General features: G+C 70.1%; 14 protein-coding genes. 10 read left to right on the forward strand and 4 right to left on the reverse strand.

Going from position 1 to position 24,949, the window contains the following annotated elements:
* Positions 1 to 115: 115 nt before the first annotated feature.
* The 4 genes from BL254_RS03315 to BL254_RS28105 form a co-directional block, all read right to left on the reverse strand.
* Positions 116 to 2,314, reverse strand: coding sequence for an MMPL family transporter (locus BL254_RS03315; protein WP_076842516.1), 2,199 nt, complete (start codon positions 2,312 to 2,314; stop codon positions 116 to 118).
* 621 nt (positions 2,315 to 2,935) lie between these two features.
* Complete coding sequence (locus BL254_RS03320; RefSeq protein ID WP_083730805.1) at positions 2,936 to 3,721, reverse strand: sensor domain-containing protein; 786 nt, start codon at positions 3,719 to 3,721, stop codon at positions 2,936 to 2,938.
* Positions 3,718 to 3,951, reverse strand: coding sequence for a hypothetical protein (locus BL254_RS03325; RefSeq protein WP_047222029.1), 234 nt, complete (start codon positions 3,949 to 3,951; stop codon positions 3,718 to 3,720). The genes BL254_RS03320 and BL254_RS03325 overlap by 4 nt, the downstream gene beginning before the upstream one ends.
* 1 nt (position 3,952) lies before the next feature.
* On the reverse strand, positions 3,953 to 4,285 hold the full coding sequence (locus BL254_RS28105; RefSeq protein ID WP_076842487.1) for a winged helix-turn-helix domain-containing protein: 333 nt from the start codon (positions 4,283 to 4,285) through the stop codon (positions 3,953 to 3,955).
* Between the two features lie 209 nt (positions 4,286 to 4,494).
* Here BL254_RS28105 and BL254_RS03335 point away from each other — a divergent pair, with 209 nt between their 5' ends.
* The 10 genes from BL254_RS03335 (at position 4,495) to BL254_RS03380 (ending at position 24,912) form a co-directional block, all read left to right on the forward strand.
* Positions 4,495 to 4,713, forward strand: a complete 219-nt coding sequence (locus BL254_RS03335; protein ID WP_047222027.1) for an MbtH family protein — start codon at positions 4,495 to 4,497, stop codon at positions 4,711 to 4,713.
* A gap of 5 nt (positions 4,714 to 4,718) precedes the next feature.
* Complete coding sequence (locus BL254_RS03340; protein WP_076842517.1) at positions 4,719 to 5,666, forward strand: ATP-binding cassette domain-containing protein; 948 nt, start codon at positions 4,719 to 4,721, stop codon at positions 5,664 to 5,666.
* Between the two features lie 221 nt (positions 5,667 to 5,887).
* Complete coding sequence (locus BL254_RS03345) at positions 5,888 to 7,147, forward strand: cation:proton antiporter (RefSeq protein ID WP_076842488.1); 1,260 nt, start codon at positions 5,888 to 5,890, stop codon at positions 7,145 to 7,147.
* 29 nt (positions 7,148 to 7,176) lie between these two features.
* Positions 7,177 to 7,698: a flavin reductase family protein gene (locus BL254_RS03350; RefSeq protein WP_200902341.1), complete on the forward strand. Its 522-nt coding sequence runs from the start codon at positions 7,177 to 7,179 to the stop codon at positions 7,696 to 7,698.
* A 100-nt stretch (positions 7,699 to 7,798) separates the two neighbouring features.
* A complete protein-coding gene (gene sbnB, locus BL254_RS03355) occupies positions 7,799 to 8,839 on the forward strand; it encodes a 2,3-diaminopropionate biosynthesis protein SbnB (protein WP_047222024.1) in 1,041 nt (346 codons plus the stop codon).
* Positions 8,840 to 8,869: 30 nt separating this feature from the next.
* Complete coding sequence (gene sbnA, locus BL254_RS03360; RefSeq protein WP_047222023.1) at positions 8,870 to 9,874, forward strand: 2,3-diaminopropionate biosynthesis protein SbnA; 1,005 nt, start codon at positions 8,870 to 8,872, stop codon at positions 9,872 to 9,874.
* Complete coding sequence (locus tag BL254_RS03365; protein WP_076842489.1) at positions 9,871 to 21,621, forward strand: amino acid adenylation domain-containing protein; 11,751 nt, start codon at positions 9,871 to 9,873, stop codon at positions 21,619 to 21,621. Before sbnA ends, BL254_RS03365 begins: the two co-directional genes overlap by 4 nt.
* A complete protein-coding gene (locus BL254_RS03370; protein ID WP_076842490.1) occupies positions 21,618 to 22,448 on the forward strand; it encodes an ABC transporter permease in 831 nt (276 codons plus the stop codon). The genes BL254_RS03365 and BL254_RS03370 overlap by 4 nt, the downstream gene beginning before the upstream one ends.
* Before the next feature lie 26 nt (positions 22,449 to 22,474).
* Positions 22,475 to 23,677, forward strand: a complete 1,203-nt coding sequence (locus tag BL254_RS03375; protein ID WP_047222021.1) for a cytochrome P450 — start codon at positions 22,475 to 22,477, stop codon at positions 23,675 to 23,677.
* A complete protein-coding gene (locus BL254_RS03380; RefSeq protein WP_076842491.1) occupies positions 23,674 to 24,912 on the forward strand; it encodes a pyridoxal-phosphate dependent enzyme in 1,239 nt (412 codons plus the stop codon). The genes BL254_RS03375 and BL254_RS03380 overlap by 4 nt, the downstream gene beginning before the upstream one ends.
* Positions 24,913 to 24,949: the final 37 nt, after the last annotated feature.

Here is a 24,949-nt window from a genome sequence, read left to right on the forward strand (position 1 = left end):
CCCGGCCTCCCGGCCTCCCGGCCTCCCGGCCTCCCGGCCTCCCGGCCTCCCGGCCTCCCGGCCTCCCGGCCTCCCGGCCTCCCGGCCTCCCGGCCCGACCTGTCCGGGTGGCCGGTCAGCGTGCGGTCGGCACCGCTTCCGGCCGGCGGACCTGGTCGGCTGGCGTACTCCGGTGCGACGGCCCGGGCAGTCGCGACGGCCACCAGTTGGCCTTGTCCAGGATGACCATCAGCGCGGGCAGGATCAGAATCCGTACCACGAACGCGTCCAGCAGGATTCCGACGGTCAGGCTGAACCCGACCTGCTTGATCTCCAGCAGGCCGCCGAAGATGAACCCGGCGAACACCGAGACCATCACGATCGCCGCGCTGGTCACGACCCCGGCCGAGTTGATGATCCCCTCGTGCACCGCCTGCCTGGTCGGGATGCCGCGCTGCACCGCCTCCCGGATCCGGCTTACCACGAACACCTGGTAGTCCATGGACAGCCCGAACAGGATCACGAACAGGAACAGCGGAACCCGGGAGATGATGAATCCGCCCGGCGGCAGGTCGAGCAGTCTGGCCGCCCAGTCGGACTGGAACACCAGGGCCAGCGCACCAAGCGCGGCCCCGGCGGAGAGCAGGTTGAGCAGCGCGGACACCGCTCCGATCACAACGGACCGGAAGGCCACCGCCATCATCAGGAAGGTCAGCAGCAGCAGGGTGCCGACCACCAGGGGCAGCTTGGCCTTCAGATGCTTCACGTCGGACACACTCATGGCGACCTCGCCGCCGATCGCGTGCTCCACCCCGGGGACCGCGCCGATGGTGGACGGCACGATCTGGTCCTTCAGCCGCTGGTACAACTGGTGCGCCACCTCGGCGTCCACCGCGTACGGCGTGCCGAACTTCACCGTGGTGATCCGTCCGTCGGCCGAGACCCGGCGTATCGGAGTGCTCCTGCCAGCCAGTGCCGGGTCGGCCAGCGCCGCCTGTTCCAGGTTGTTCAGCGCGGTGCCGACATCCGCGCGCTGCGCGGCGTCGGCCCGCACCGCGACCACGAAACCGGTGCCCTGCATGGGAAAGGTCCGTACGAGCTGGTTGTGGGTCTGGATGGTCGGCACCTGCGGCATCCGGTCGTAGGACGGCAGGTTCAGCCGCATGCCGAACGCGGGGATCACCAGGGCGAGCATCAGCCCGCCGCTGACCAGCAGGGTGTCCACCGGGCGTCTGATCGCCGGGCGGAGCAGAGCCGGCCACAGCCGGGGTTGCGTGCCTCGGCTGCTCATCCGCCCGATCAGTGGCACCCGCGGCCGGTCCACCCATCGGCCGAGCTTGGCCAGCAGCGCGGGCAGCACGGTGAGCGAGGCGACCATGGCCACCGCGACGACGATCATGACGCTGACCGCGAGCGAGGAGAAGATGATGTCTCTGGCGACGAACAGCGCGGCCACCGAAACCAGCACGGCGAACCCGGACACGATCACCGCGCGGCCGGAGGTGGCCGCGGCCAGCTCGACAGCGGCGGTGTGGCTCAGCGTCCCACCGGAGCGGGYCCGTTCCTCACGTTCCCGTTTGAGGTAGAACAGCGAGTAGTCCACGCCGACCGCCATGCCGATCAGCACGATCATCGTGTTGTTCTCGCCGACGCTGGGGAACAGGTGAGTGGACAGGGTGGACAGGCCGATGGACCCGGCCACCGCGGACAGCGCCACCACCAGCGGCACCCCGGCCGCGACGATCGCGCCGAAGGCGAACAACAGGATCAGCAGGGTTATGGGCAGGGACAGCCGTTCGGCGGCCGCTGTCTCCTTGCTGTCCTGCTCGTCGACCTGATAGCTGGTCGATGCGTCACCGGTCTGCGCGACGGTGAGGTCGGGGAACTCCTCCTGGGCGGCCGCGGTCTGGTCCAGCAGCGACTTCACGTGGCTCTGCGCGGACGCGCCGTCGTCGGCCATCGTGACCGCGACCAGCAGGGCGTTGCCGTCCGGCGCGGTGACCGGYGCGTCGACCTCGGCGACGTCCGGCAGCTGACGCATCCTGGTGGTGACCGCACTGGCCGCCTGACCGGCCCGCTGGGCGTCGAACTTCCCGTCGCGACCGGAGATCAGAACCTTCTCCACCACGCGGTCGTTGAGGTCGCCGTCGGCCATGATCTCCTGGGCGCGTCCGGCCTCGCCTATCCGGTAGTCGGCGTTGGTGGCGTTACGGGTGCCAGCCGCGCTGCCGATCGCGAGGCAGACCGCCACGAACACCACCCAGCCCAGGATCGCGTGCCACGGATGGGTCGCGCTCCATCTGGCTATCCGGACGGTAATTGGTTTCCTGTTCATGGTGCGTTTCGTCTCCTTGTAAGCGTACGGAATCGGCACGTGGCGCGGCGGCAACAGTACGTGCGGAGTTGTTCGGAGAATTACGAGAAGTTCGTCTGGAACAGGAGTCCCGGGCCGGCGAAGAACAAGCTGGCAGCCGCCCGGAAACTAGCAGGAGGGTCTGTGGTGGGCGTCGGTGGCCCGGGTGGAGTATCTGTCGGAACCTGATGTGGGTGACAACGCGCTCGACCGGCGTGTGGAGATGTGGAACATTCCTGTTCTCCTCCCGCCGTCAATGCCGGGCTCCGCGCGTCCCTGAATTTTTGTGAGGTGTCACATGCGGGTACGGTTCCGACGGCCCGTACGGGCTGACAGGACACGTCTCGTCGGAGAGAAGGGCCGGTGATGACTCGGGACCGGTGTCACGTCGTGTTGTTCCCGGGCGTCCGCGGTGTGCCGCGCGCCCGCCGTGACCTGCGAGGTCGGGGCGCTGACGCAACCAGCAGCGTAATCAGCGACGTAATCAGCGACCACCTGGCGTGTTTTTCGTGTGTGGCGTTTGTGGGGTTGCCATGAGGGTGTCCGGGTTTCGCATCGTGTCAGAATCCTGGAAACTCTTTTTTGTGTCCGACCGCTCCGGACCTACTTGTCCAGGCGGAGAGGGCCCAGCTGGAGAGCGTTCGGTCGGAAGGCGTCCGGGTGAAGAGGGTCCGGGCGAAGAGGCCCGGGTTCGGTGAGCATCCGTTTGGCGTCGGCCAGCGGATCGACCGGCGGTCTGAGCAGCATCGTGGCGACGGCGCGGTGCAGACGGGCAGCGGCGACCACCAGGTGGGCCAGGAACACAMACAGGACGGCGAACCCGGCGGCGGTGAGCAACGCGGTGGGCAGGTCGTCGACTTTGATTCCGGTAGCGGGCCCGTCGTCAGGAAAATAGCCGAGCTGTACCCCGTGCTCGCCTGGAATGGACCAGTACCACAGCGGCAGGGCGACCCCGGCCACGCCGGCGATCCAGAGCACCAGGGCCACCAGGTCGAGTATGAGCAACAGGGGATAGAGCAGGATGAGGTAGGTGCAGTCACGCATCGTGGATGGATCGGTCCACCGGCTCCTGGCCTGAGCCAGGATGCCGGATCCCCGGACCGGTCGGTAGGCGTTCGGGATGCGCCATCCGACCAGCCCGGCACGCAGCCGTTCGACCTGGGCGCAGCCGTGGATGATGCTGGCAACACCGACCAGCACCGGTACGCCGAGCCAGGAGACGCTGGTCGCCACGGCAAGCAGGAGGAGGCTGAGGCAGACCGCGAACAGCACGGTGCCAACCAGCAGGTACCCGCCGAGATATCCGGCCGCTGCCCACGGCGCCAGCGAGAACGGGAGACGGATCGGATGTCGGCCGCGACGCAACGGATCACATTGTCGACTCGTCATTCGACACTCCGCAGCAGCTCCTCGACCGCCGTGAGTCGCTTGGTCAGCCCCTCGAGTTCAACTCTCAGCGATTCCTGGTTGGCCACCGCCTGTTCGGCGAGCTTGCGGTAACCTGCCATGGCCACCGCGTCGGCGCGGTGTTTCTGCAGGCTGAAGTACGAGACAACGCTCGCCGCAATGCCACCGATGGCAATCAGCACGATGGCGATCGCGACCACGCCCCCGAACATGTCAGACTCCTTTCAGGTCATCGTCTCCTCCGGCGCCGGTCTCCTGGTCCTCTCGGAGCGCGGTGAGGATCGTGTCGGCGGTGAGCCGCAGCTCGAACGGGACCAGCTCGAAATGCTTCATCGCCTTGCCGTTCTCGGACAGTTCCAGATGCCCGATCACCAGCTCGGCCYTTTCCAGCCGTTCAAGGTGCATGTACAGCAGCGGGCGGGACAGACCCAGCCTGCGGGCCAGTYCGCTGACGTGTACTCGTCCGGCAGCCAGCTCCGCGATGATACGTAGTCGCTGCGCGTGCCCCAGTGCGGTGAGCGCAACGAGAAGCTCCTCGCTGTTCAGCGATTCTCCTCCCTGTCACGCCCATTCCCTGTCATGCCCATACTCTGTCATGCTCATCTTCCATCTGTCAGAAAATACTGACAGGTGTCGCGCGGCGTTGTCAACTCCTGGCGGTGAGTCGGTCTGGATCAGGCTTCGGTCAGTGCCGCGTCAGCYGGACCGGTCAGCATGGACGGGCAGGCCAATCGAACGACGTTCGGAGTGTCGACGTGACGAGCCCTTTTGACGACCAGGACGGGATGTTCCTGGTGCTGGTGAACAGTGAGGGACAACACAGCCTGTGGCCGGCCTTCGCCGAGGTCCCCGGTGGCTGGACCGTCGTCCTGCCCGCTGGCCCCCGCGACGCCGCGCTGTCCTACGTGGAGGAGAACTGGACTGATCTTCGCCCGAGGAGCGTGCGCGAACGGATCACGGATCCGGCAAGGTGAGCCGGATGAAGACCGCGATCCTGGYCGAGGGCCTGAAGAAGCGCTACCGCGAGACCGACGCGCTCGCCGGTGTCGACCTGGCCGTGTCGACCGGCTCGGTGCTCGGCCTGCTCGGTCCCAACGGTGCGGGCAAGACCACCACGGTACGGGTGCTGGCCACCCTGCTGCGTCCCGACGCCGGCCGTGCCGAAGTGGCCGGTGCCGACGTRCTTACTCGCCCGGACGAGGTGCGCAGGCGGATCGGTTTCACCGGGCAGAACGCCGCGGTCGACGCGCTGCTGACCGGCCGGGAGAACCTGGTCCTGGTGGGTACGCTGCTGCATCTGGGCCGCTCTGCCGCTCGCGCTCGGGCCACGGCGCTGTTGGAGGAGTTCGGTCTCACCGAGGCGGCCGACCGTCCGATCGGGACGTACTCCGGCGGTATGCGCCGTCGCCTGGACCTGGCCGCGTGCCTGGTCGGCCGTCCGTCGGTGCTGTTCCTTGACGAGCCGACCGCCGGTCTGGACCCGGTCAGCCGGATGACCCTGTGGCAGGCCGTGCGCCGTCTGGTCGACGACGGCGTCACCGTGCTGCTGACCACCCAGTACCTGGAGGAAGCCGACTACCTGGCCGACCAGATCGTGGTGATCTCCGCTGGTCAGGTGATCGCCGACGGTACGCCGGACGAGCTCAAGCGCAAGATCGGCCAGGAGTGGCTGGAGGTCTCCGTGCTGTCTCCGGCCAGCCTGGCCACCGCGCTTGCGGTGCTCGCGCCGCTGGCCGTTGCCGCCCCCACGGTCGACGAGGCCAAGAACAAGATCGCCCTGCGTCTTCGTGACGGTATGGAGGGCGTCGTTTCGGTGGCCGTCTCTCTGCGTGACGCCGGCGTGGACATCACGGACTTCGCTCTCCGCAAACCCAGTCTTGATGATGTCTTTCTCGCCCTTCTGGGTCACCCCACCACCCAGCCCTGACAGGTCAACCGGCGGATATCGAATTTCTGGTCACGTGGTCCCCGTGAGTCGGAAATCCGGCTTGTCCGGCCAGAGTTTTCCGGTCGGTACTRTGAAGTCCGTTGCGGACCTGAGCATCGCGCCTGTTCTCTTTCCGGTGGCCGACAGTCGGGCGGAGCGAGCTACGGGAATTCTGTTTCCGACACCGATGATCTCCCGGTCGGGTGTATAAGGGGAGAAATTTGACCAGCTCTCAGGTGACCACCCTTCTCGTCGACGTGGCGGTAATCGTTCTGCTGGCCAGGGYGCTCGGTGCGCTGGCCAGCAGGTTCGACCAGCCGCCGGTGATCGGCGAGGTGTTCGCCGGCATCCTGGTAGGTCCCTCGCTGTTCCACGGAGCGATCTCTGACACGCTGTTCCCCACCGACGTCCGGCCGTTTCTCACCGCGTTGGCCAATATCGGGGTCGCGGTGTTCATGTTTATCGTCGGACTTGAACTCGACCGCGCCCTGCTACGCGGCAGGGGTCGGCTGGCGGCGACCGTGTCGATCGGTTCGATCCTGCTTCCGTTCGGTTTCGGCACGGCGCTCGCGCTGTATCTGGCCACCACACACAACCCGACGCACAGGCTGGGATTCGTGCTGTTCATGGGCGCCGCCGTGTCCGTGACCGCGTTCCCCGTGCTGGCCAGAATCCTGACCGACCGCAGGATGCAGCACACCCGGCTCGGCGGGCTCGCCCTGACCTGCGCCGCGGTGGACGACGTGCTGGCCTGGAGCCTGCTCGCCATCGTGGTCACCATCACCGGGTCCGGTGACGACCAGTGGCGGATGCTGCTGATGCTGCCGTACCTGGCGTTGATGCTGCTGGTGGTGCGCCCGCTGCTGCGCCGGGTGGGCGAGGCGTATCTGCGGGCTGGCGCGCTGACCCCCGGCACGATCGGCGTCGTGCTTGCCGGGCTGCTGCTGTCGGCCAGCGTCACCGAATGGATCGGTCTGCACTTCATCTTCGGCGCGTTCCTGTTCGGGGTGCTGATGCCCCGCGACGGCACGGCCAGGCTGCGTGACGAGCTGCTGGAGAAGGTCGGCCAGGTGTCGACCGTGCTGCTGCTACCGGTGTTCTTCGTCATCGCCGGCCTGAAGGTCGATCTGTCCGCTGTGGGCCTTGGCGGCCTTGGTGAGCTGTGCCTGATCCTGCTCGCCGCGATCGGCGGCAAGTTCGTCGGCGCGTTCGCCGGAGCCCGGCTCAACCGGCTGCCGGTCAGGGAGGCCGCGGCGCTGGCCACGCTGATGAACACCAGGGGGCTGACCGAACTGATCATTCTGAGCGTCGGTCTGCAGCTCGGCGTGCTGGACGGCGCCCTGTACTCGCTGATGGTCGTCATGGCCGTGGTGACCACGGCGATGGCCGGYCCACTGCTCCGGATGATCTATCCGCGACGCTACGTACAGCGTGATCGCGAGGAGGCTGTGCTGCGCGGCGGCGTGGTCTCCAAGGCGTGACCCGAACCCCGTCTGTGAGAGGTGCTTTCGTGACCGAGCTGTCGACCCAGACGTTCTCCCTCACTCCTGTCGCGGACTTCCGGTCGTTGATGGCGCAGTTCCCGACCGGTGTCGCCGTGGTCACCACCACAGACGATCTGGGTCGGCCGCGCGGCATGACCGTGTCGTCGGTGTGCAGCGTGACGCTGACCCCGCCCACCCTGCTGATCTGTCTGCGCCAGGGGGGTCCGACCCTGGAAGCCGTGCGGGAGCGTGGCACCTTCGCGCTGAATCTGTTGCACGGTCGTGCCCAGCGGGTGGCCGAGCTGTTCGCCTCCGGTGACCCCGACCGTTTCGACCGCATCGAGTGGGACCTGCCCGAGAGCTCCGCCGGCCCGCACCTGTCCCACGACACGCACGCGGTCGCCGACTGCAGGGTCAGCCGCACCGAGTCGGTCGGCGACCACGTCGTCGTCTTCGGTGAGACGTTTGCCATCGCCGAACACCACGGCCATGTCCCGCTGCTCTACGGCCTGCGTCAGTTCAGGTCCTGGCCCCCGCACAGCTCCTGACGCCCCGCCGAAAGCGGGTCGGGCCGAAGTCAGTTCGGGGTCAGGGGAGTGTCAGTTGCGGCTGACAGGATTCGAGGAGATACCTAGTGAAGGAGCGTGGATGGGCATGTCGGATCTGCCCCCGGCGTTCGCGGTGATCCCCGGATCCCAGGTGGACGGGGTACTCGCCGGACGGGAGAAGCAACTGGTCGAGCTGGTAACGACGGCCTACCGGCTGCACGGCACCGGCGAGACGGTGAATCCGCCGTCCTACTTCCTGCGCTTCCCGAACCGGACGGACTCGCGAATTATCGCGTTGCCCGCCTCGATTGGTGGCGACATCGGGGTCGACGGCCTCAAGTGGATTTCCAGTTTTCCGGCCAACGTTGTCTCCGGTCTGCCCAGAGCCTCTGCCGTGCTCATTCTGAACGACCCTGCCACCGGATACCCGTTCGCCTGCCTGGAAAGTTCCATCATCAGCGCGGTGCGTACGGCCGCGTCGGCCACGGTAGCCGCGGACTGGCTCAGCCGCGACCGCGGGCGTCCGGTTACCGTCGGCTTCGTCGGTACCGGTCTGATCGCGCGGTACATCCACACCTTCCTGGCCGGTACCGGCTGGGAACTGGAGCGGATCGGCCTGCACGACCTGAACCGCGAGCACGCCGAGGGCTTCCGCGGCTACCTCGACAGAGCCGGCAACGACACCAAGGTCACCGTGTACGAGACCGGTGAGGATCTGGTGCGYGAGCACGACATGGTGGTGTTCGCCACCGTTGCCGGCGCCCCGTATGTCACCGACCCGGCCTGGTTCAGCCACCATCCGCTGGTGCTCAACATTTCGTTGCGGGACCTGTCGCCCGAGGTGATTCTGGCCTCCACCAACATCGTGGACGATGTCGAGCACTGCCTCAAGGCCAACACTTCGGTGCACCTTGCCGAGCAGCATTCCGGCGGCAGGGACTTCCTGTCCGGCACGCTTTTCGACGTGCTCACCGGTGCGCTGCGCCCGGCGTCCGGTCGGCCGCTGGTGTTCTCGCCGTTCGGGCTGGGAGTTCTCGACCTCGCGGTCGGCCGGTATGTCTATGACGAGCTGGCCGGCGCCGGCGACCTGCGCCAGATCGAGGGCTTTTTCCATGAACTCGACCGCTACGGAAAGCGCTGAGCTGACCGCGTCACCGGTGGAGGTCGTGTCATGCCAGTCATATCCGTGCCGCAAGAGTTCAATGTGGACGATCTTTATGTCGACCTTGCTCCCTCGTTCGGACGGTCGCTCTACCTCAAGTGCGAGGGATTCAACTTTGCCGGGTCGATCAAGCTGAAGGCCGCCGTGGAGATGGTGTCCGCCGCCGCCAGAAGCGGCGCCGTCCGGCCGGGCGCCACCCTGGTGGAGAGCTCGTCCGGCAATCTCGGCGTCGCGCTCAGCCTGGTCGCGGCCAGCCAGGGCTACCGCTTCCTCTGCGTCACCGACTCGCGGTGCACGCTCGGCGCCAGCCAGCTCATGCGGACGCTGGGCGCCGAGGTGCGGGTGGTCACCGAGCCGCACCCGGAACGCGGCATGCTCGGCGCCAGGCTGGACCTGGTCGCCCAGCTGTGCAGGGAGAACGAGGACTACGTCTGGCTCAACCAGTACGCCAACCCGGGCAACTGGCGCGCGCACTACCAGACCACCGGGCCGGAGATCCTGAAGAGTTTTCCAGATCTCGACGTGCTGTTCGTCGGCGCGGGCACCACCGGCACTCTGATGGGCTGTGCCCGCTACCTACGGGACAACCGTCCGTCCGTGCGCATCGTGGCGATCGACGCCGTCGGCTCTGTCGCCTTCGGCTTCCAGGCCGCGCCCAGGATGATCCCGGGACTGGGTACCTCCGTGCGGCCGCAGTTCCTCGACGAGTCCTATGTGGACGACGTCATGCTCGTGGCGGAGGAGGACACCGTGCGGGCCTGCTGGGCGCTGGTCCGCAACGGCTTCCTGTTCGGGGGGTCCACCGGGACGGTGGTCAGCGGCGCGATGCGCTGGCTGGCCGAGCACGCGCCGGACGGTGATCTCACCGCGGTGGCCATCGCTCCCGACCTCGGCGACCGCTACCTCGACACCATCTACCACGACCGGTGGGTGACCGACATCTACGGTCCGGACGTGCTGTCGGCGGCCGAGTCCGTGCTGGGAATCGAGACCCTCTCGAGGAGAAGGTCATGACCACGGTGAGCGCCAGCCTGTCCCTGTCCGCCGGACAGATCGACATCTGGTTCGACGAGAAGCTCTCCGGCGGCGCGCTGGCCTACAACACGGCCGGTTATCTGGACATCCGCGGGCCGCTGGACGTCGAACTGTTCCGCGCCGCGGTCGAGCGGCTGATCGTCGAGGCGGAGTGCACCAGAGCGCGGTTCGTGGAGCGCGACGGGATTCCGGCGCAGGTGATCGAGGAGCTGGACGCCATCCCGTACCGGGTGCTCGACCTGCGCGACACCGGCACCGGCACTGACACCGACGGTGCCGAAGCGGCCGCGCTGGCCGCGATCGAGCGGGACCTGGCCACCCCGTTCGCCCTGGCCGACTTCCCGCTGTTCCGGCTGACCCTGGCCAGGATCGCCGACGACCGCGCGCTGTTCGCCATGTGCATCCACCACTTCCTGTGCGACGGGTTCACCCAGACCATCTACTGGCGGCGGCTGGCCGAGATCTACCAGGCGCTGGCCGACGGTCTCCCGGTGGAGGAAGGCGCGCTGCCGCCGCTGCGCGACCTGCTGGCGGCGGAGGCCGCGTACGGCGAGTCCGCGCAGGCCGAGCGGGACGCGAGGTTCTGGCAGCGTCGGTTCGACCGCACGCCGGATCCGATCACGCTGTCCGCCCGGGGCTCCGCGCCAGGGCAGGGTGCCGTCCGCGGCGAAGTGATCGTTGGTCCCGAGTCCGCGGCGAGGCTGCGCTCGATCGCCACCGAGGCGACGGTCACCTGGCCGTCCGTGCTGATGGCCGGGCTGGCCGCGTACACCCAGCGGATGACCGGAATCCGCGACGTGCTGCTCACCGTCCCGGTCACCGCCAGGGTTGGCGCGAAGATGCGCGCGGTGCCCGGCATGGTGGCCAACACGGTGCCGCTGCGGGTGCTGGTGCGGCCGGAGGCCACCAGGTCCGGCCTGCTCGCCGAGACCTCTCGTGAGCTGACCAGGATCCTGCGTCACCAGCGGTACCGGGCGAGCCGGATCCGCCAGCAGGCCGGGCTGCACAGCGACGATCGCCGCCCGTTCGGCCCGCTGGTCAACATCCTGCCGCAGGAGACCGCGTTCACCATCGGGCCGTGCGAGGTCACGGTGAACAACCTGTCCACCGGTCTGATCGACGACTTCGAGCTGACCGTGGTCGAGTCGGCGGACGGTGGCATCCGCATCCACGTGTGCGGCAACGCCGGTCTCTACGACGAGACGGAGATCCGGGCGCATGCCGAGCACTTCGGCGTGTTCCTGCACGCCTTCCTCGGCGCCGCCGACGACGAGCCGCTCGCCGGCCTGCCCCTGATGGGCGACGACGAACTGGCGCGGGTGCGGCAGGCCGGCACCGGTCCGGTACGGACAGACGAGTACCTCGGCGTGGTCGAGCGGGTGCGGGCGCAGGCGCTGGCAGGACCGGACGCGGCGGCCGTCGTCGACGGCGGCGGCGTGATCGGGTACGCCGACCTGGTCGGCGCGGCCTCCGCGCTGTCCAGGAAGCTGCCAGCCGGTGAACTGACCGCGATGCTCGCCGCGCCGGGCACTGGTTTCGTGATCGCTGTGCTCGGCGTGCTGGGCGCCGGTGGCGCGTATCTGCCGTTGGACGTGCGCGCTCCGCTGCCCCGGCTGACCACACTGCTGGCGGGCAGCGGCGTCACCCACCTGATCACCGACGAGGCGCACCGCGAACTGGCGGAGCGGGTGGCCGCCGGCCGGATCGCGGTCGTGCCGCTCGACGGTGYCGTCGACCGCCCCGACGCACTCGCTCCGGCAGCCGGTGACCAGCACGACCTGGCCTACGTGATCTACACGTCCGGCTCCACCGGCACCCCCAAGGGCGCCATGGTGCACCGCGCCGGCATGGTGAACCACCTGCTGGCCAAAGTGGATGATCTCAAGCTGACCCGTGCGGACACCGTGGTRCACAACGCCCCGGTGACCTTCGACATCTCGGTGTGGCAGATGCTGGCCCCGCTGGTGGTCGGCGGCACGGTTCGCGTGGTCGGCCGTGACGTGGCCGCCGACCCGGACGCGCTGTTCGGCCTGGTCGGTGACGAGGGCGTCACGGTTGTAGAGATCGTCCCGTCGCTGCTGCGCGCCGCGCTCGACTCCTGGGACATCACCGGCGCCGTCCCGCGGATGCCCGTGCTGCGCTGGCTGGTGGTCACCGGCGAGGTGCTGCCGGCCGCGCTGTGCTCCCGCTGGCTGGCGCGCCGACCAGGCGTTCCGGTGGTCAACGCCTACGGCCCGACCGAGTGCTCCGACGACGTGACCCACGCGGTGATCACGCTGGACCAGCTGCCCGACGGGGTGCGTGCCCCGATCGGGCGGCCGGTCCGCAACACCACGCTCCACGTGCTCGGCGACGACCTGTCCTCGCTGCCACCCGGGGTGGCCGGGGAGCTCTACGTCGGTGGGCTCGGCGTTGGCCGCGGCTACCTCGGTGACGCTGGCCGGACCGCGTCCGCGTTCGTCGCCGATCCGTTCACCGGCGATGGTGGCCGAATGTACCGTACTGGTGACCGGGTGGTGATCGGTCGGGACGGTCAGGTGGAGTTCCTCGAGCGCCGCGACCACCAGGTGAAGATCCGCGGCCACCGTATCGAACTGGGCGAGGTGGAGGCCGCGCTGCTGGCCCGGCCGTCGGTGACCGCCGCGGTCGTCGTGGCGCACGGTGAGCCGACCGGCCACCGACGACTCGTCGGCTACGTCGTTGCCGCACCCGGTTCCACCGTGGACGGAGCGCGACTGCGCGGCGAGCTGGCCGACCTGCTGCCCGACCACCTGGTGCCCGCGGTCGTCATGGTGCTGCCCGCGCTCCCGCTGACCGCGCACGGCAAGGTGGACCGAGCCGCGCTGCCCGCGCCCGATCTGGCCGGTGCCACGCGTACCTCGGTGGAGCGGGCCGGCGACCCGGCCGATCTGATCCTGCGCGAGGTGTTCGCCGAGGTRCTCGGCCTGCCGTCGGTCGACGCGCACGACAACTTCTTCGCCATCGGCGGCGACAGCATCAGTTCCATCCAGGTGGTCAGCCGGGCGCGCCAGGCCGGTCTGATGATCACCGCTCGTGACGTCTTCCAGCACCGCACCTCGGCCGCGATCGCCGCGGTGACCGGCAGGCCCGGCGCGGTCGCCACGCCAGTGGTCGACGACGCCATCGGTGAGCTCGACCTCCCACCGATCGCTCACCAGCTCAGCGAGACCCTCGACGCTGCGCCGAGGGCCGGTGACTACAGCCAGCACGTCGTGYTGTCCGTCCCGTCCGATGTGGATGCCGACCGGCTGGCGACGGCGCTACAGGCGGTGCTGGACACGCACCACGCGCTGCRCATGCGGTTGCTGGTGCCGGTGGACGGCGTGTGGTCGCTGGAGACCATGCCGGTCGGCGCGGTGTCCGCGGCCACCCTGATCACCGTCGAGTCGGACACCGACGGCGACCTGGACGAGCTGCTCGCCACGGCAAGGCACCGGCTGGATCCGGAGCACGGTGTGCTGCTGCAGGCCATGCTGTCGCCCGGCCGGCTGGTGCTGCTGGCCCATCACCTCGCGGTGGACGGGGTGTCCTGGCGGATCCTGGTCGCGGACATGGCGACGGCGTGGACCGCGGTCGCCGCCGGCCGGGAGATCGCGCTCGACCCGGTCGGCACGTCCTACCGCGGCTGGACCAGGCTGCTCGCCGAGCAGGCAAGGACCACCCGGCGGGCTGGCGAGCTGCCCATGTGGATAGCCCAGCTGCGCGGCGGCGACCCGATGCTCGGGGACCGGCCGCTCGACCCGGACAAGGACACCCACGGCACCGCCGGGCACGTACGCGTCGAGATGGACGTCGAGACGACCGCCGCGCTGCTGCGCGACGTGCCGACGGCGTTCCACGCGGAGATCAACGACGTGCTGCTGACCGGGCTGGCCATCGCGGTGGGCCGGTGGCGGGCCAGGCGGTTCGGCGGGACCGACACCGGTGTGCTGGTCGAGATCGAGGGCCACGGCCGTGAGCAGCTCACCGACGACGTCGACCTGGCCCGGACGGTCGGCTGGTTCACCACGGCCTACCCGGTACGGCTCGACCCCGGTACCGGCCGCGATGCCGGCTCCGCGCTCAAACGGATCAAGGAACAGATACGCGCGCTGCCCGACCGGGGGATCGGTTTCGGCATGCTGCGCTATCTCAACCCGCAGAGCCACCGGGCGCTGGCCAGGTTCGGCGCCCCGCAGCTCGGCTTCAACTACCTTGGCCGGTTCGCCGCCGGTACCGGTGCGCCCTGGTCGCTCGCGGCCGGCGACGGCGTGGTCGGGCTGGGCGCGGCGCAGGACATGCCGTTGCGGCACGTGGTCGAGCTGTCCTCGGTCGTCGAGGACACCGCCGGCGGGCCGGCACTGGTCGCCGACTGGGCCTTCGCCAGCGAGCTGCTGTCCGCGGACGACGTCGCCGAGCTGGCCGACGCCTGGTTCACCGTGCTGCGTGAGCTGGCCGCGGACGGACGCGGCGGGCACACCCCGTCGGACTTCCCCAGGGTGGCGCTGACCCAGGAGGAGATCGACTCGTTCGAGTCCGACGTCCGGAGACTCACCGACGTCCTTCCGCTGTCCCCGTTGCAGAAGGGTCTGCTCTTCCAGGCCGACTACGACACCGGTGGCCTGGACGCGTACACCCTGCAGGTCACCGTCGACCTGGCCGGAGCGGTGGACGCGGTGGCGTTGAAGGCCGCCGCCGCCGCGCTGGTCGACCGTCACCCGAACCTGCGCGCCTGCTTCCGGCACCGCGCGGTCGGCGACCCGGTACAGCTCGTCGCCGCGTCGGTCCCGCTGCCCTGGCGGGAGATCGACCTGTCCGGGCTGGCCGAGGTGGAGCGGGCCGCCGAACTGACCAGACAGACCGACGAGGACTGGCACACCAGGTTCGATCTGACCCGCCCGCCGCTGGTCCGGTTCACCCTGTTCCGGCTGGGCAGCGACCGGTTCCGCCTGGTATGGACGGTGCACCACATCCTGGTGGACGGCTGGTCCAACCCGATCCTGGCCCGCGAGCTGTTCACCCTGTGCGGGGGTGGCGGCCTGCCGAGCGTTGCAGGCTACCCGGCCTACCTGGACTGGCTTGCCGACCAGGACGCCGAGGCGGCCGAGACCGCGTGGCGGGACGCGCTGGCCGGGATCACCGAGGCCACCAGGATCGCGTCGGGCCAGCCCGACCGCGACCCCGCCGTGCCCGACTCCCTGGTGCTCGACCTGCCCGAGCGGCTCACCTCCGAGCTGACCGCATGGGCTCGCGCCCGCGACCTGACCATGAACACTGTCGTGCAGGGCGCATGGGCGGTGCTGCTCAGTCGGCTCACCGGCCGCCGCGACGTGGTGTTCGGCGCGGTGAACTCCGGGCGCCCGCCGGAGATCCCCGGTATCGAGAGCATCGTGGGGCCGTTCCTCACCACCATGCCGGTGCGGGTCACCGTCGAGACCGCGCACACCATGCCCGAGTTGCTGACCGTGTTGCAGGACGCGCAGTCCGGCCTGGACGCGCACCGGCACATCGGGCTGGCGGCGGTGCAGAACCTGCTGGGGGTCGGTGAGCTGTTCGACACCGTCCTGAGTTTCCACAACTATCCGATGGCCGACGTGTCCGCGCTGGACGGCGTGCTGCCGGGTGTCCGGGTGCTCGGCGGCGGGGCGAGAGTCGGCGCGGAGTATCCGATCGCGGTCGGTGTGTATCCGGGGCGCCGCCTGCGCCTGCACGCCGAGTACCGGGCGACGCTGCTGGACCGGGACGCGGTCGGTACGCTGCTCGACCGGTTCGTCGCCCTGCTGTCCGGTCTCGTCGCCGACCCGCAGCGGCCGATCGGCCGGATCGACGTGCTGTCCGACGCCGAGTGGGACCGCATCGTCGGTGGCTGGGGCGGCACGGTCACCTGCGCCCCGCACGCCGTGGTACCGGAGCTGTTCGAGGCCAGGGCAGCCGCCGCGCCGACCGCGACCGCGGTGTTGGTGGAYGGCCGCGCACACTCCTACGGCGAACTGGACGAGCGGGCCAACCGGCTGGCCAGAGTGCTGATCGCCCGCGGCGTCGGGCCGGAGGACGTGGTCGCGCTGGCCCTGCCGCGTTCGGTCGAGATGGTGGTCGCGCTGCTGGCCGTGCTCAAGGCCGGCGCGGCGTACCTGCCGATCGACGCGAGCTATCCGGCCGACCGGATCGAGTACATGGTGTCCGACGCCCGGCCCGGCGTGCTGGTCACCACCTCCGCCATCACCGCCCGGCTGTCCGATGTGGACGCCATGCTGCTGCTGGTCGACGACGCGGACACGGTCGCCGAGCTGGCCGGCCTGTCCGGCGACCGGGTGACCGACGCGGACCGGCGCGCCCCTCTCGACCCCGGCCATCCGACATATGTGATCTATACCTCCGGGTCCACCGGCCAGCCCAAGGGCGTCGTGGTCGATCATGCTGGGTTCGTCGCGATGGTGGAGAGCCTGATCCCCCGGTTCGGCGTTGCTCCGGGCACCAGGGTGCTGCAGTTCGCCTCGTTCAGCTTTGACGCGCACGTCTGGKAGATCGGCCTCGCCCTGCTCGGCGGCGGCACTGTCGTGATCGCTGACGAGTCGAGCCGGCTTGGCGGCCAGCCACTGGTGGATCTGCTGAACGACACCGGGATCACCCTGGCCGCGCTGCCGCCGGTGGTGGCCGCGGCACTGCCGGCCGACACCGTGCTGCCCACCGGGCTGACCATGGTGGTCGCCGGCGAGGCCTGCCCACCCGAAGTGGTCGCCCGGTGGTCACCACACGTGCGGATGTTCAACGGCTACGGCCCCACCGAGTCGGTGTTGGCCGCGACGGTCAGCGACCCGCTGTCCGGCTCCGGTCGGCCGCCGATCGGCCGGCCGACCGCGGCGCACCGGGTGTACGTCCTGGACAGGATGCTGCGCCCCGTCCCGGTCGGCGTGGTCGGCGAGCTGTTCGTCGGGGCGGGTCTTGCCCGCGGCTACCTCAACCGTCCCGGGCTGACCGCGCAGCGGTTCGTCACCGACCCGTTCGGCCCGGCCGGCGCGCGGATGTACCGGACCGGTGACCTGGTCCGTTGGCTGCCCGACGGGCAGCTGGACTACCTCGGCCGGGCCGACGACCAGGTGCAGCTCCGCGGTTTCCGGATCGAGCTCGGCGAGATCGAGTCGGTGCTGGTGGCCCAGCCCGGGGTCAGCCAGGCCGTGGTGGTGATCAACGAGGACGAGGCCGGCGACAGGCGCCTGGTGGCCTATGTCGTCRCCACCGGTGCCACCGGTGCCACCGCCGGTGCCGCAGCCGGCGGCCTGCCGGACGACCTGCGCGAGGCGGTCGCCGAATCGCTGCCGCAGTACATGGTGCCGGCCGCGGTGGTCGTCATCGACGCGATCCCGTTGACCCCGCAGGGAAAGCTGGACCGCCGGGCGCTGCCCGACCCGGACTTCGCGGCGAGCGGAGCCAGCGGCCGTGCGCCGCGCACACCGACCGAGGAGATTCTCTGCGGGGTGTTCGCGGACGTGCTCGGCGTGCCCAGGATAGGTATCGACGACGACTTCTTCGACAATGGCGGGCATTCGCTGCTGGCTACGAGGGTGATCAGCCGGGCCCGCTCGGCACTCGGTATCGAACTGCCGATCCGGGCGTTGTTCGAGGCCAGAACGGTGGCCGGGCTCACCGGGCGGCTGGCCGCCGACACGGGCACCAACCGGCCGGCGCTGGTTGCGGTCCCGCGTACCAACGACACGCTGCCCCTGTCGTTCGCCCAGCGGCGGCTGTGGTTCCTCAACCGGCTGGAACGCGATTCCAGCGCCTACAACGTGCCGTTCGCCCTGCGGCTGAGCGGTGAACTGGACGCCGACGCGCTGCAGGCCGCGCTGCGCGACCTCGCCGACCGGCACGAGAGCCTGCGCTCGGTGTTCCCCGAGGTGGACGGTGCGCCGATGCTGCGGGTGCTGGACGGTCCCGACGCGCATCCGCTGCTGCCGGCCACCCGGGTGGCCGAGGACGAACTGGCCGCGGCACTGCGCGTGCAGGCCAGGCGCGGGTTCGACCTGACCAGCGAGCCGCCGCTGCGGGCCAGGCTGTTCGTCCTCGGTGAGCACGAGCACGTGCTGCAACTGGTCCTGCACCACGTTGCCTTCGACGGCTGGTCGATCGCGCCGCTGACCCGGGACCTGGCCACCGCCTACCGTGAGCGGCAGGCCGGCCGCGCGCCACGGTGGGCGCCGCTGCCGGTGCAGTACACCGACTACACGGTGTGGCAGCGCACGCTGCTCGGCGACGGCGGTGACCCGGACAGCGTGCTGTCCACGCAGCTGGACTACTGGACCAGCGAGCTGGCCGACCTGCCCGACGAGCTGCTGCTGCCCACCGACCGGCCGCGTCCGGCCACGGCCAGCCACGCCGGCGACGAGATCCGGTTCGATCTCGGCCCCGCCCTGCACCACAGGATCGTCGAGCTGGCCAGGGAGTCCGGCGCGACCGTGTTCATGGTGCTGCAGGCCGCGGTCGCCGCGCTGCTCGGCAAACTCGGCGCCGGCAGCGACATCCCGCTGGGCAGCCCGATCGCGGGGCGCACCGACGACGCGCTGGACGACCTGGTCGGGTTCTTCACCAACACCCTGGTGCTGCGCACCGACATCAGCGGCGACCCGACCTTCGCCGAGCTGGTCGGCCGGGTGCGGGAGACCGACCTTGCCGCGTACGCCCGGCAGGACGTGCCGTTCGAGTACCTGGTCGAGGCGCTCAATCCGGCCCGCTCCATGGCCCGGCACCCGCTGTTCCAGGTCATGGTGGTGTTGCAGAACACCGACGACGAACCGGTCACGCTGCCCGGTCTTGCCACGAGGATTGAGCCGATCAGCTCGACCGCGTCCCAGGTGGACATGACCTTCCAGTTCGTCGAGCGGTTCGACGGCAGCATGCCGGCCGGAGTGATCGGCCTGCTGGAGTTCGGCACCGACCTGTTCGACCGGTCCACCGTGGAGGCCGTCGCGGCCCGTCTCACCCGGCTGCTGGGTGCGGTCACCGCCGATCCGGCGATCCGGCTGGCCGCCGTGGACGTGCTGGAGCGGGCCGAGCGGACCGCTCTGCTGCGGCTGTCCCGCGGCCCGGAGCGTCCGGTCGGCGACGGGGTGATGGAGCGGATTCGTGCGGCCGGCACCCGGGCACCGAACGAGATCGCGGTGTCCGACTGGGCGGGCAGCCTGGACTACGCCACCCTGCTCGGCCGGGCCAGCGCGCTGGCCCGACGGATGGACGCCGCGCTGGTCGCGGTGCTGGCCAGCCCGGGCACCGGGTTCCTCACCGCTGTGCTCGCCGCGCTCAGCCGTGGCGGGGCCTACCTGCCGATGGACGTGCTCGCCCCGGTCGGCCGGCTCGCCGAGTCGTTCGTGGACAGCGGGGCGGCGGCCATCGTGGTGGACGAGGAGCACCGCGAGCTGGCGCGGCGGGTGCTGGCGGCGGCTGGCAGCGCGGCGCCGGTGCTGGTGTTGGACGAGGCCAGCGACCCGATGGACGCGCTGGTCGAGCTGTCCGGCGCGGACGACGACCTGGCGTATGTGATCTACACGTCCGGCTCCACCGGCCGGCCCAAGGGAGCCATGGTCGAGCGGGCCGGCATGGCCAACCACATCTGGGCCAAGGCCGACGACACCCGGCTGTCGGGTTCGGACACCGTGGTGCACAACGGACCGGTCACCTTCGACGTGTCGGTCTGGCAGATGCTCGGCGCGCTGCAGTTCGGCGGCCGGGTGGTCATGGTGGACCGGGCCACGGCCTCCGATCCGGTGGCGCTGTTCGACGTGGTCGCCCGTGAGCGGGTGACCGTGCTCGAGGTGGTGCCCTCGATGCTGCGCGCCGCGCTGGACGCCTGGGATCTGGCCGGCGACCCGGTCGAGCTGCCGACCCTGCGCTACCTGGTGCCCACCGGTGACGTGCTCGCCCCGGACCTGTGCACCCGGTGGTTCGCCCGGTTCCCGGACATTCCGCTGGTCAACACCTACGGGCTCACCGAGTGCTCGGACGACGTCGCGCACGCGGTGATCACCGCGGACGGCTGGACCGAGGACGCCCGGGTGCCGATCGGCACGCCGATCCGCAACACCGCGCTGTACGTGCTCGGCGAGGACCTGCGGCCGGCCCCGGTCGGCGTACCCGGCGAGCTCTACGTCGGCGGAGTCGCGGTGGGACGCGGTTACCTGGCCCGCCCGGGGCTGACCGCGGCCCGGTTCGTCGCCGACCCGTTCGGCCCGCCCGGTGCCCGTCTGTACCGCTCCGGTGACAGCGTGGTGCTGCGCGCCGACGGAAAACTGGAGTTTCTGCAGCGCAGGGACAACCAGATCAAGATCCGCGGCTACCGGATCGAGCCCGGCGAGATCGAGATCGCGCTGCGTTCGCTGCCCTCGATCGGCGACGCGGCGGTGCAGGTCGGGGTGGACTCCGGCGGGCACAAGCGGCTGGTCGGCTACCTGGTGCCCGCGCCGGGCCGGCTCGGCCTGGACACCGGCGTGGTGCGCCGCGAACTCGGTGAGGTGCTGCCGGACTACATGGTGCCCGCGCTGTTCTCGGTGCTGCCCGAGATGCCGTTGACCGCGCACGGCAAGCTGGACCGCAGAGCCCTGCCCGCCCCGGACTTCGACCAGCTCGGGCAGGGCCGCGAGCCGCGTACCGCGGCCGAGCACACGCTGTGCGCGGTGTTCGCCGACGTGCTCGGGCTACGCCAGGTCGGCGCGGACGACGACTTCTTCGAGCTGGGCGGTCACTCGCTGCTGGCCGTCCGGGTCGTCGACCGGGCCGGTCGGGCCGGTGTGCCGATCAGCATCGCGGACGTGTTCACACACAAGACGCCGGAAGCGCTGGCCAGGGCGGCCGGCCTGGCCGACACCGCGGTGACCAGGGTGTTTGACGAGGTGCGCGAGCGGAGCGCGGACGACRCCGAGTTCGACCCGTTCGCCGTCATGCTGGCCATCCGGCCGAGCGGCAGCCGTCCACCGCTGTTCTGCATCCACAGCGGACTCGGGTTCAGCCTGCCCTATCTCGGACTGGCCAGGCACATCGACCCGGAGTATCCGATCTATGGCATCCAGTCGCCGAGTATCACCACGTTGGCCCCGTTCGCCAGCACGCTCACCGAGCTGGCGAAAAGCTACGTCCAGCACATTCGCTCGGTGGCGCCGAACGGTCCGTACCACCTGCTCGGCTGGTCGTTCGGCGGACTGCTGGCCCACGAGATCGCCGTCCACCTGCGGGCCGACGGACATCAGGTCGGCCTGCTGGCCAGCCTGGACGGCTACCCGCACGCCGAGGACCTCACCGAACACGCCGGTGCCGACGACCAGGAGGTGTTCGCCTGGTTCCTGGAGTTCGTCGGCCACGAGCGAACCGAGTTCTCCGGCCGCACGCTGAGCCGGCACGACATCGTGGACGTGCTGCGCCACGACCACAACGCCCTCGCCGAGCTGGGTGAGGAGCGGGTGTTCGCCCTGCTGGACGCCATGCGCAGGACCACCGAGCTGGCCGAGCGGCACGTCCCCGGCGACTACGACGGGGAGCTGACCCTGCTGGCCGCGCAGCCGCCCGGCGCGCCGGACGAACTGGCCGACCGGACCGCCCGCTGGGCCTCCTACGCGGACGGTGTGCGCACGTATCAGGTGGCCTGCCCGCATGACGAAATGATGGATCCGGGTCCGCAGGCTGAGATCGGCGCCATGCTCGATGCCGAACTTCATCGGTTCAGTGAGGGAGAGGGAGCATGACAGCCGTATCGGAGATCGCGCCCGCGGCCCGGCCAGGCGGGCTGAACAGGGCGGTCGTCGAGATCACCGCGGTGGCCGGGCGGCGGTTGCGGCACCTGCGCCGAGCGCCCGGCCGGTTCGTCGGCATCACGCTGAACCCGCTGGTCTCCATGATCGTGTTCGGCTACCTGTTCCAGCGCTCGATCGTGATTCCCGGCGACGGCAGCTACCAGGAGTACCTGTTCGCGGGCGCGGCCATCCAGGTCGGGCTGGCCGGGGTGGGACCGACCGCGATCGCCGTGGCCAGCGACCTGTCCGGCGGACTGACCGACCGGTTCCGTTCGCTGCCCATCATCCGCTCGGCTGTCCTGGTCGGGCACACCATCGCCGACCTGCTGGTCGGATTGCTCGGGCTGGYGGTGATCGCCGGGTTCGGCCTGCTGGTCGGTTGGCGGGCGCACAACGGACTGCTCGGCGTGCTGGCCGGGTTCGGCGTGCTGGCCGGGTTCATATACGTGATGATCTGGCTTGGCGTGCTGCTCGGCATGGCCTCACGCAGCCTGGAGACGATCGACTCGATCTCCACTCTGGTCGTGGTGGTCTTCCCGTTCCTGTCCAACGCGTTCCTGTCCGCGGAGTACCTGCCCGGCTGGCTGCGTCCGGTCGCCGAGTGGAATCCGGTGAGCGCGGTGGCCACCCTCTGCCGTGACCTGTGGGGCAACCCGACCACGACCGCGGGCGGTTTTCCCGCCGATCATCCTGGTGTGGTCACGGCGATCACTCTGGGTCTGCTGCTCGCCATCACGTCGCTGGTGAGCCTGCGCCGCTACCGCAGTGCCGCATTCTGATCATCAGAGTACTGGAGCCGTGCGTCATGACAGCATCCTCGCTCGCCGACATCGACCTGGCCGACCCGCAGACCTTCCTCGACCAGGACCTGCCCGCCCTGTGGCGCAGGCTGCGCGCCGAGTCCCCGGTGCACTGGAATCCRCCGTCCGGGCGCAACCCCGGGTTCTGGGTGGTCTCCCGGTACGCCGACGTGCATGCGGTGTACAAGGACAACAGGCGGTTCACCTCCGAACGCGGCAATGTGCTGACCACGTTGCTGCAGGGCAACGACTCGGCATCGGGAAAGATGCTCGCGGTGACCGACGGGCACCGGCACCGGGAGATCCGCAACCTGATGCTGAAGTCGTTCTCTCCCCGTGCGCTGGCCCCGGTGGTCGACAGGGTGCGGGCACGGACCAGCCGGCTGATCTCCGAGGCGGTCGAGCGCGGCGAGTTCGACTTCGCCACCGACGTCGCAGACCATATCCCGATCAACACGATCGGCGACCTGATGGACGTGCCACCGGCCGACCGTCCGAAGCTGGTCGACTGGAACAACCAGACCCTCAGCCGGCACAGCTCACAGCACTCCGAGCTGGAGGAGTTCCTGGCCCGTAACGAGATCCTGCTGTACTTCTCGGCGCTGGCCCAGGAGCGCCGCCGCAACCCCGGCGACGACGTGATCAGTACCCTGGCCACCGGCGAAGTCGACGGCGAGCCGCTGTCCGAGGACGAGATCGTCTTCAACTGCTACAGCCTGATCCTGGGTGCCGACGAGTCCAGCCGGATGTCGTCGATCGGCGGCATCCTGGCGCTGGCCCGGTACGACGGGCAGTGGCGGGCGCTGAAGGACGCCACGGTGTCCGTCGACACCGCCGTCGAGGAGGTGCTGCGCTGGACCACCCCGGCCATGCACTTCGGCCGGCGCGCCGTGGTGGACGCGCAGATCGGCGACACCCCGGTAGCAGCKGGCGACATCGTCACCCTGTGGAACTCCTCGGCCAACTTCGACGAGGCGGTGTTCGCCGACTCCCTCAGGTTCGACCTGGCCCGCACCCCCAACAAGCATGTTGCGTTCGGTTACGGCCCGCACTTCTGCCTGGGCGCGTTCCTCGGCCGCGCCCACGTCGGCGCGGTGCTGCACGCGCTGCGCGAGCAGGTCAGCGGCATCGAGGTCCTGGGGGAGCCGCGCCGGCTGTTCTCCAACTTCGTGCACGGCTACAGCAGTGTCCCGGTGCGGTTCCGATGAACCGCTGGCGGTGTTCGCGGTGCGGGAGCGACTATCCGCTGGCTGCGCACCGCTATCTCTGCGATCGCGACGAGGGCCGTCTCGGCCTTGAACTCGACGGCGCGGCGCCGACGATCACCGCCGACGACACCACGATGTGGCGCTACGCGGATCTTCTTCCGTTCGCCCGCGACTCCGGCGGCGTGGCCGCCATGCGTGCCAGGTACCCGTGCGGCTGGACCCCGCTCACCGCCCGTCCAGGCCTGTTCGGAGTGGACGATCTCTGGGTGAAGAACGAGGCGGTGAACCCGACCGGTTCGCTCAAGGACCGCGCGAGCGCCGCGGTGGTCGCCGCGGCCCTCGACCACGGCCACCGGGTGGTGGCCGCCGCCTCCACCGGCAACGCCGCCACCGCGCTGGCCGCCGCCGTGGCAGCCGCTGGCGGCCTTGACTGCGTGGTCTTCGTCCCCGGCAGGGTCACCGCGGYGCGGGTGGCCCGCCTGCGTGGTTTCGGTGCCACCGTGCTGGTGGTCGACGGCGACTACGACACCGCGGTCCGGCTGAGCCTGGACGCCTGCGCCGGGTTCGGCTGGTACTGCCGGACCACCGCGATCAACCCATACACCACGCAGGRCAAGAAGACCGCCGCCCTGGAGATCGCCGAACAGCTGGCCGGCCACGCCCCGGACGCGGTGGTGGTCGCCGTCGGCGACGGCAACATCCTGGTCGGTCTGCACCACGGCTTCCGGGACGCCGTCCGCGCCGGCCTGCTGGATCGCGTCCCGAGGCTCATCGGCGTGCAGGCCACCGGTGCCCGTGCCGTGTACCGCGCGTGGGCGGCGGGCGCCACCGAGGTCGCACCCGCCCCGGCCGACACCGTCGCCGCCGGGATCTCGGTCGGCGACCCCATGGACGGAACCCGCGCCCTGGCCGCCCTGCGGGACACCGCCGGTCTCGCGGTCACCGTCACCGATGCCGAGATCACCGCCGCGGTCACCCGGCTGGCCGCCGCCGGCATCGGCGCCGAGCCCTCCAGCGCCACCGCGTTCGCCGCGCTGCCCGCCCTGCTGTCCGGCGGGGAACTTGCTCCCCACCACCGTGTCGTCGTGATCAACACGGGTGACGGTGCCCTCCTCGGCCACCCCGTCCCCGCCAGCGAACCCCGGGTCGCCCCCACGGTCTCCGCCGTCCGCGCCGCCACCCCGGCTCTGCCGCATGGCGTACCCGGGATTTTCGCCGCACACGCGCACCCCTGACCCGTTCCCAGCACGCCGCAAGGGGCGGGCGGGTTTT

The organism is Protofrankia sp. BMG5.30, from assembly GCF_001983005.1.
Classification (GTDB): Bacteria; Actinomycetota; Actinomycetes; order Frankiales; family Frankiaceae; genus Protofrankia; species Protofrankia coriariae.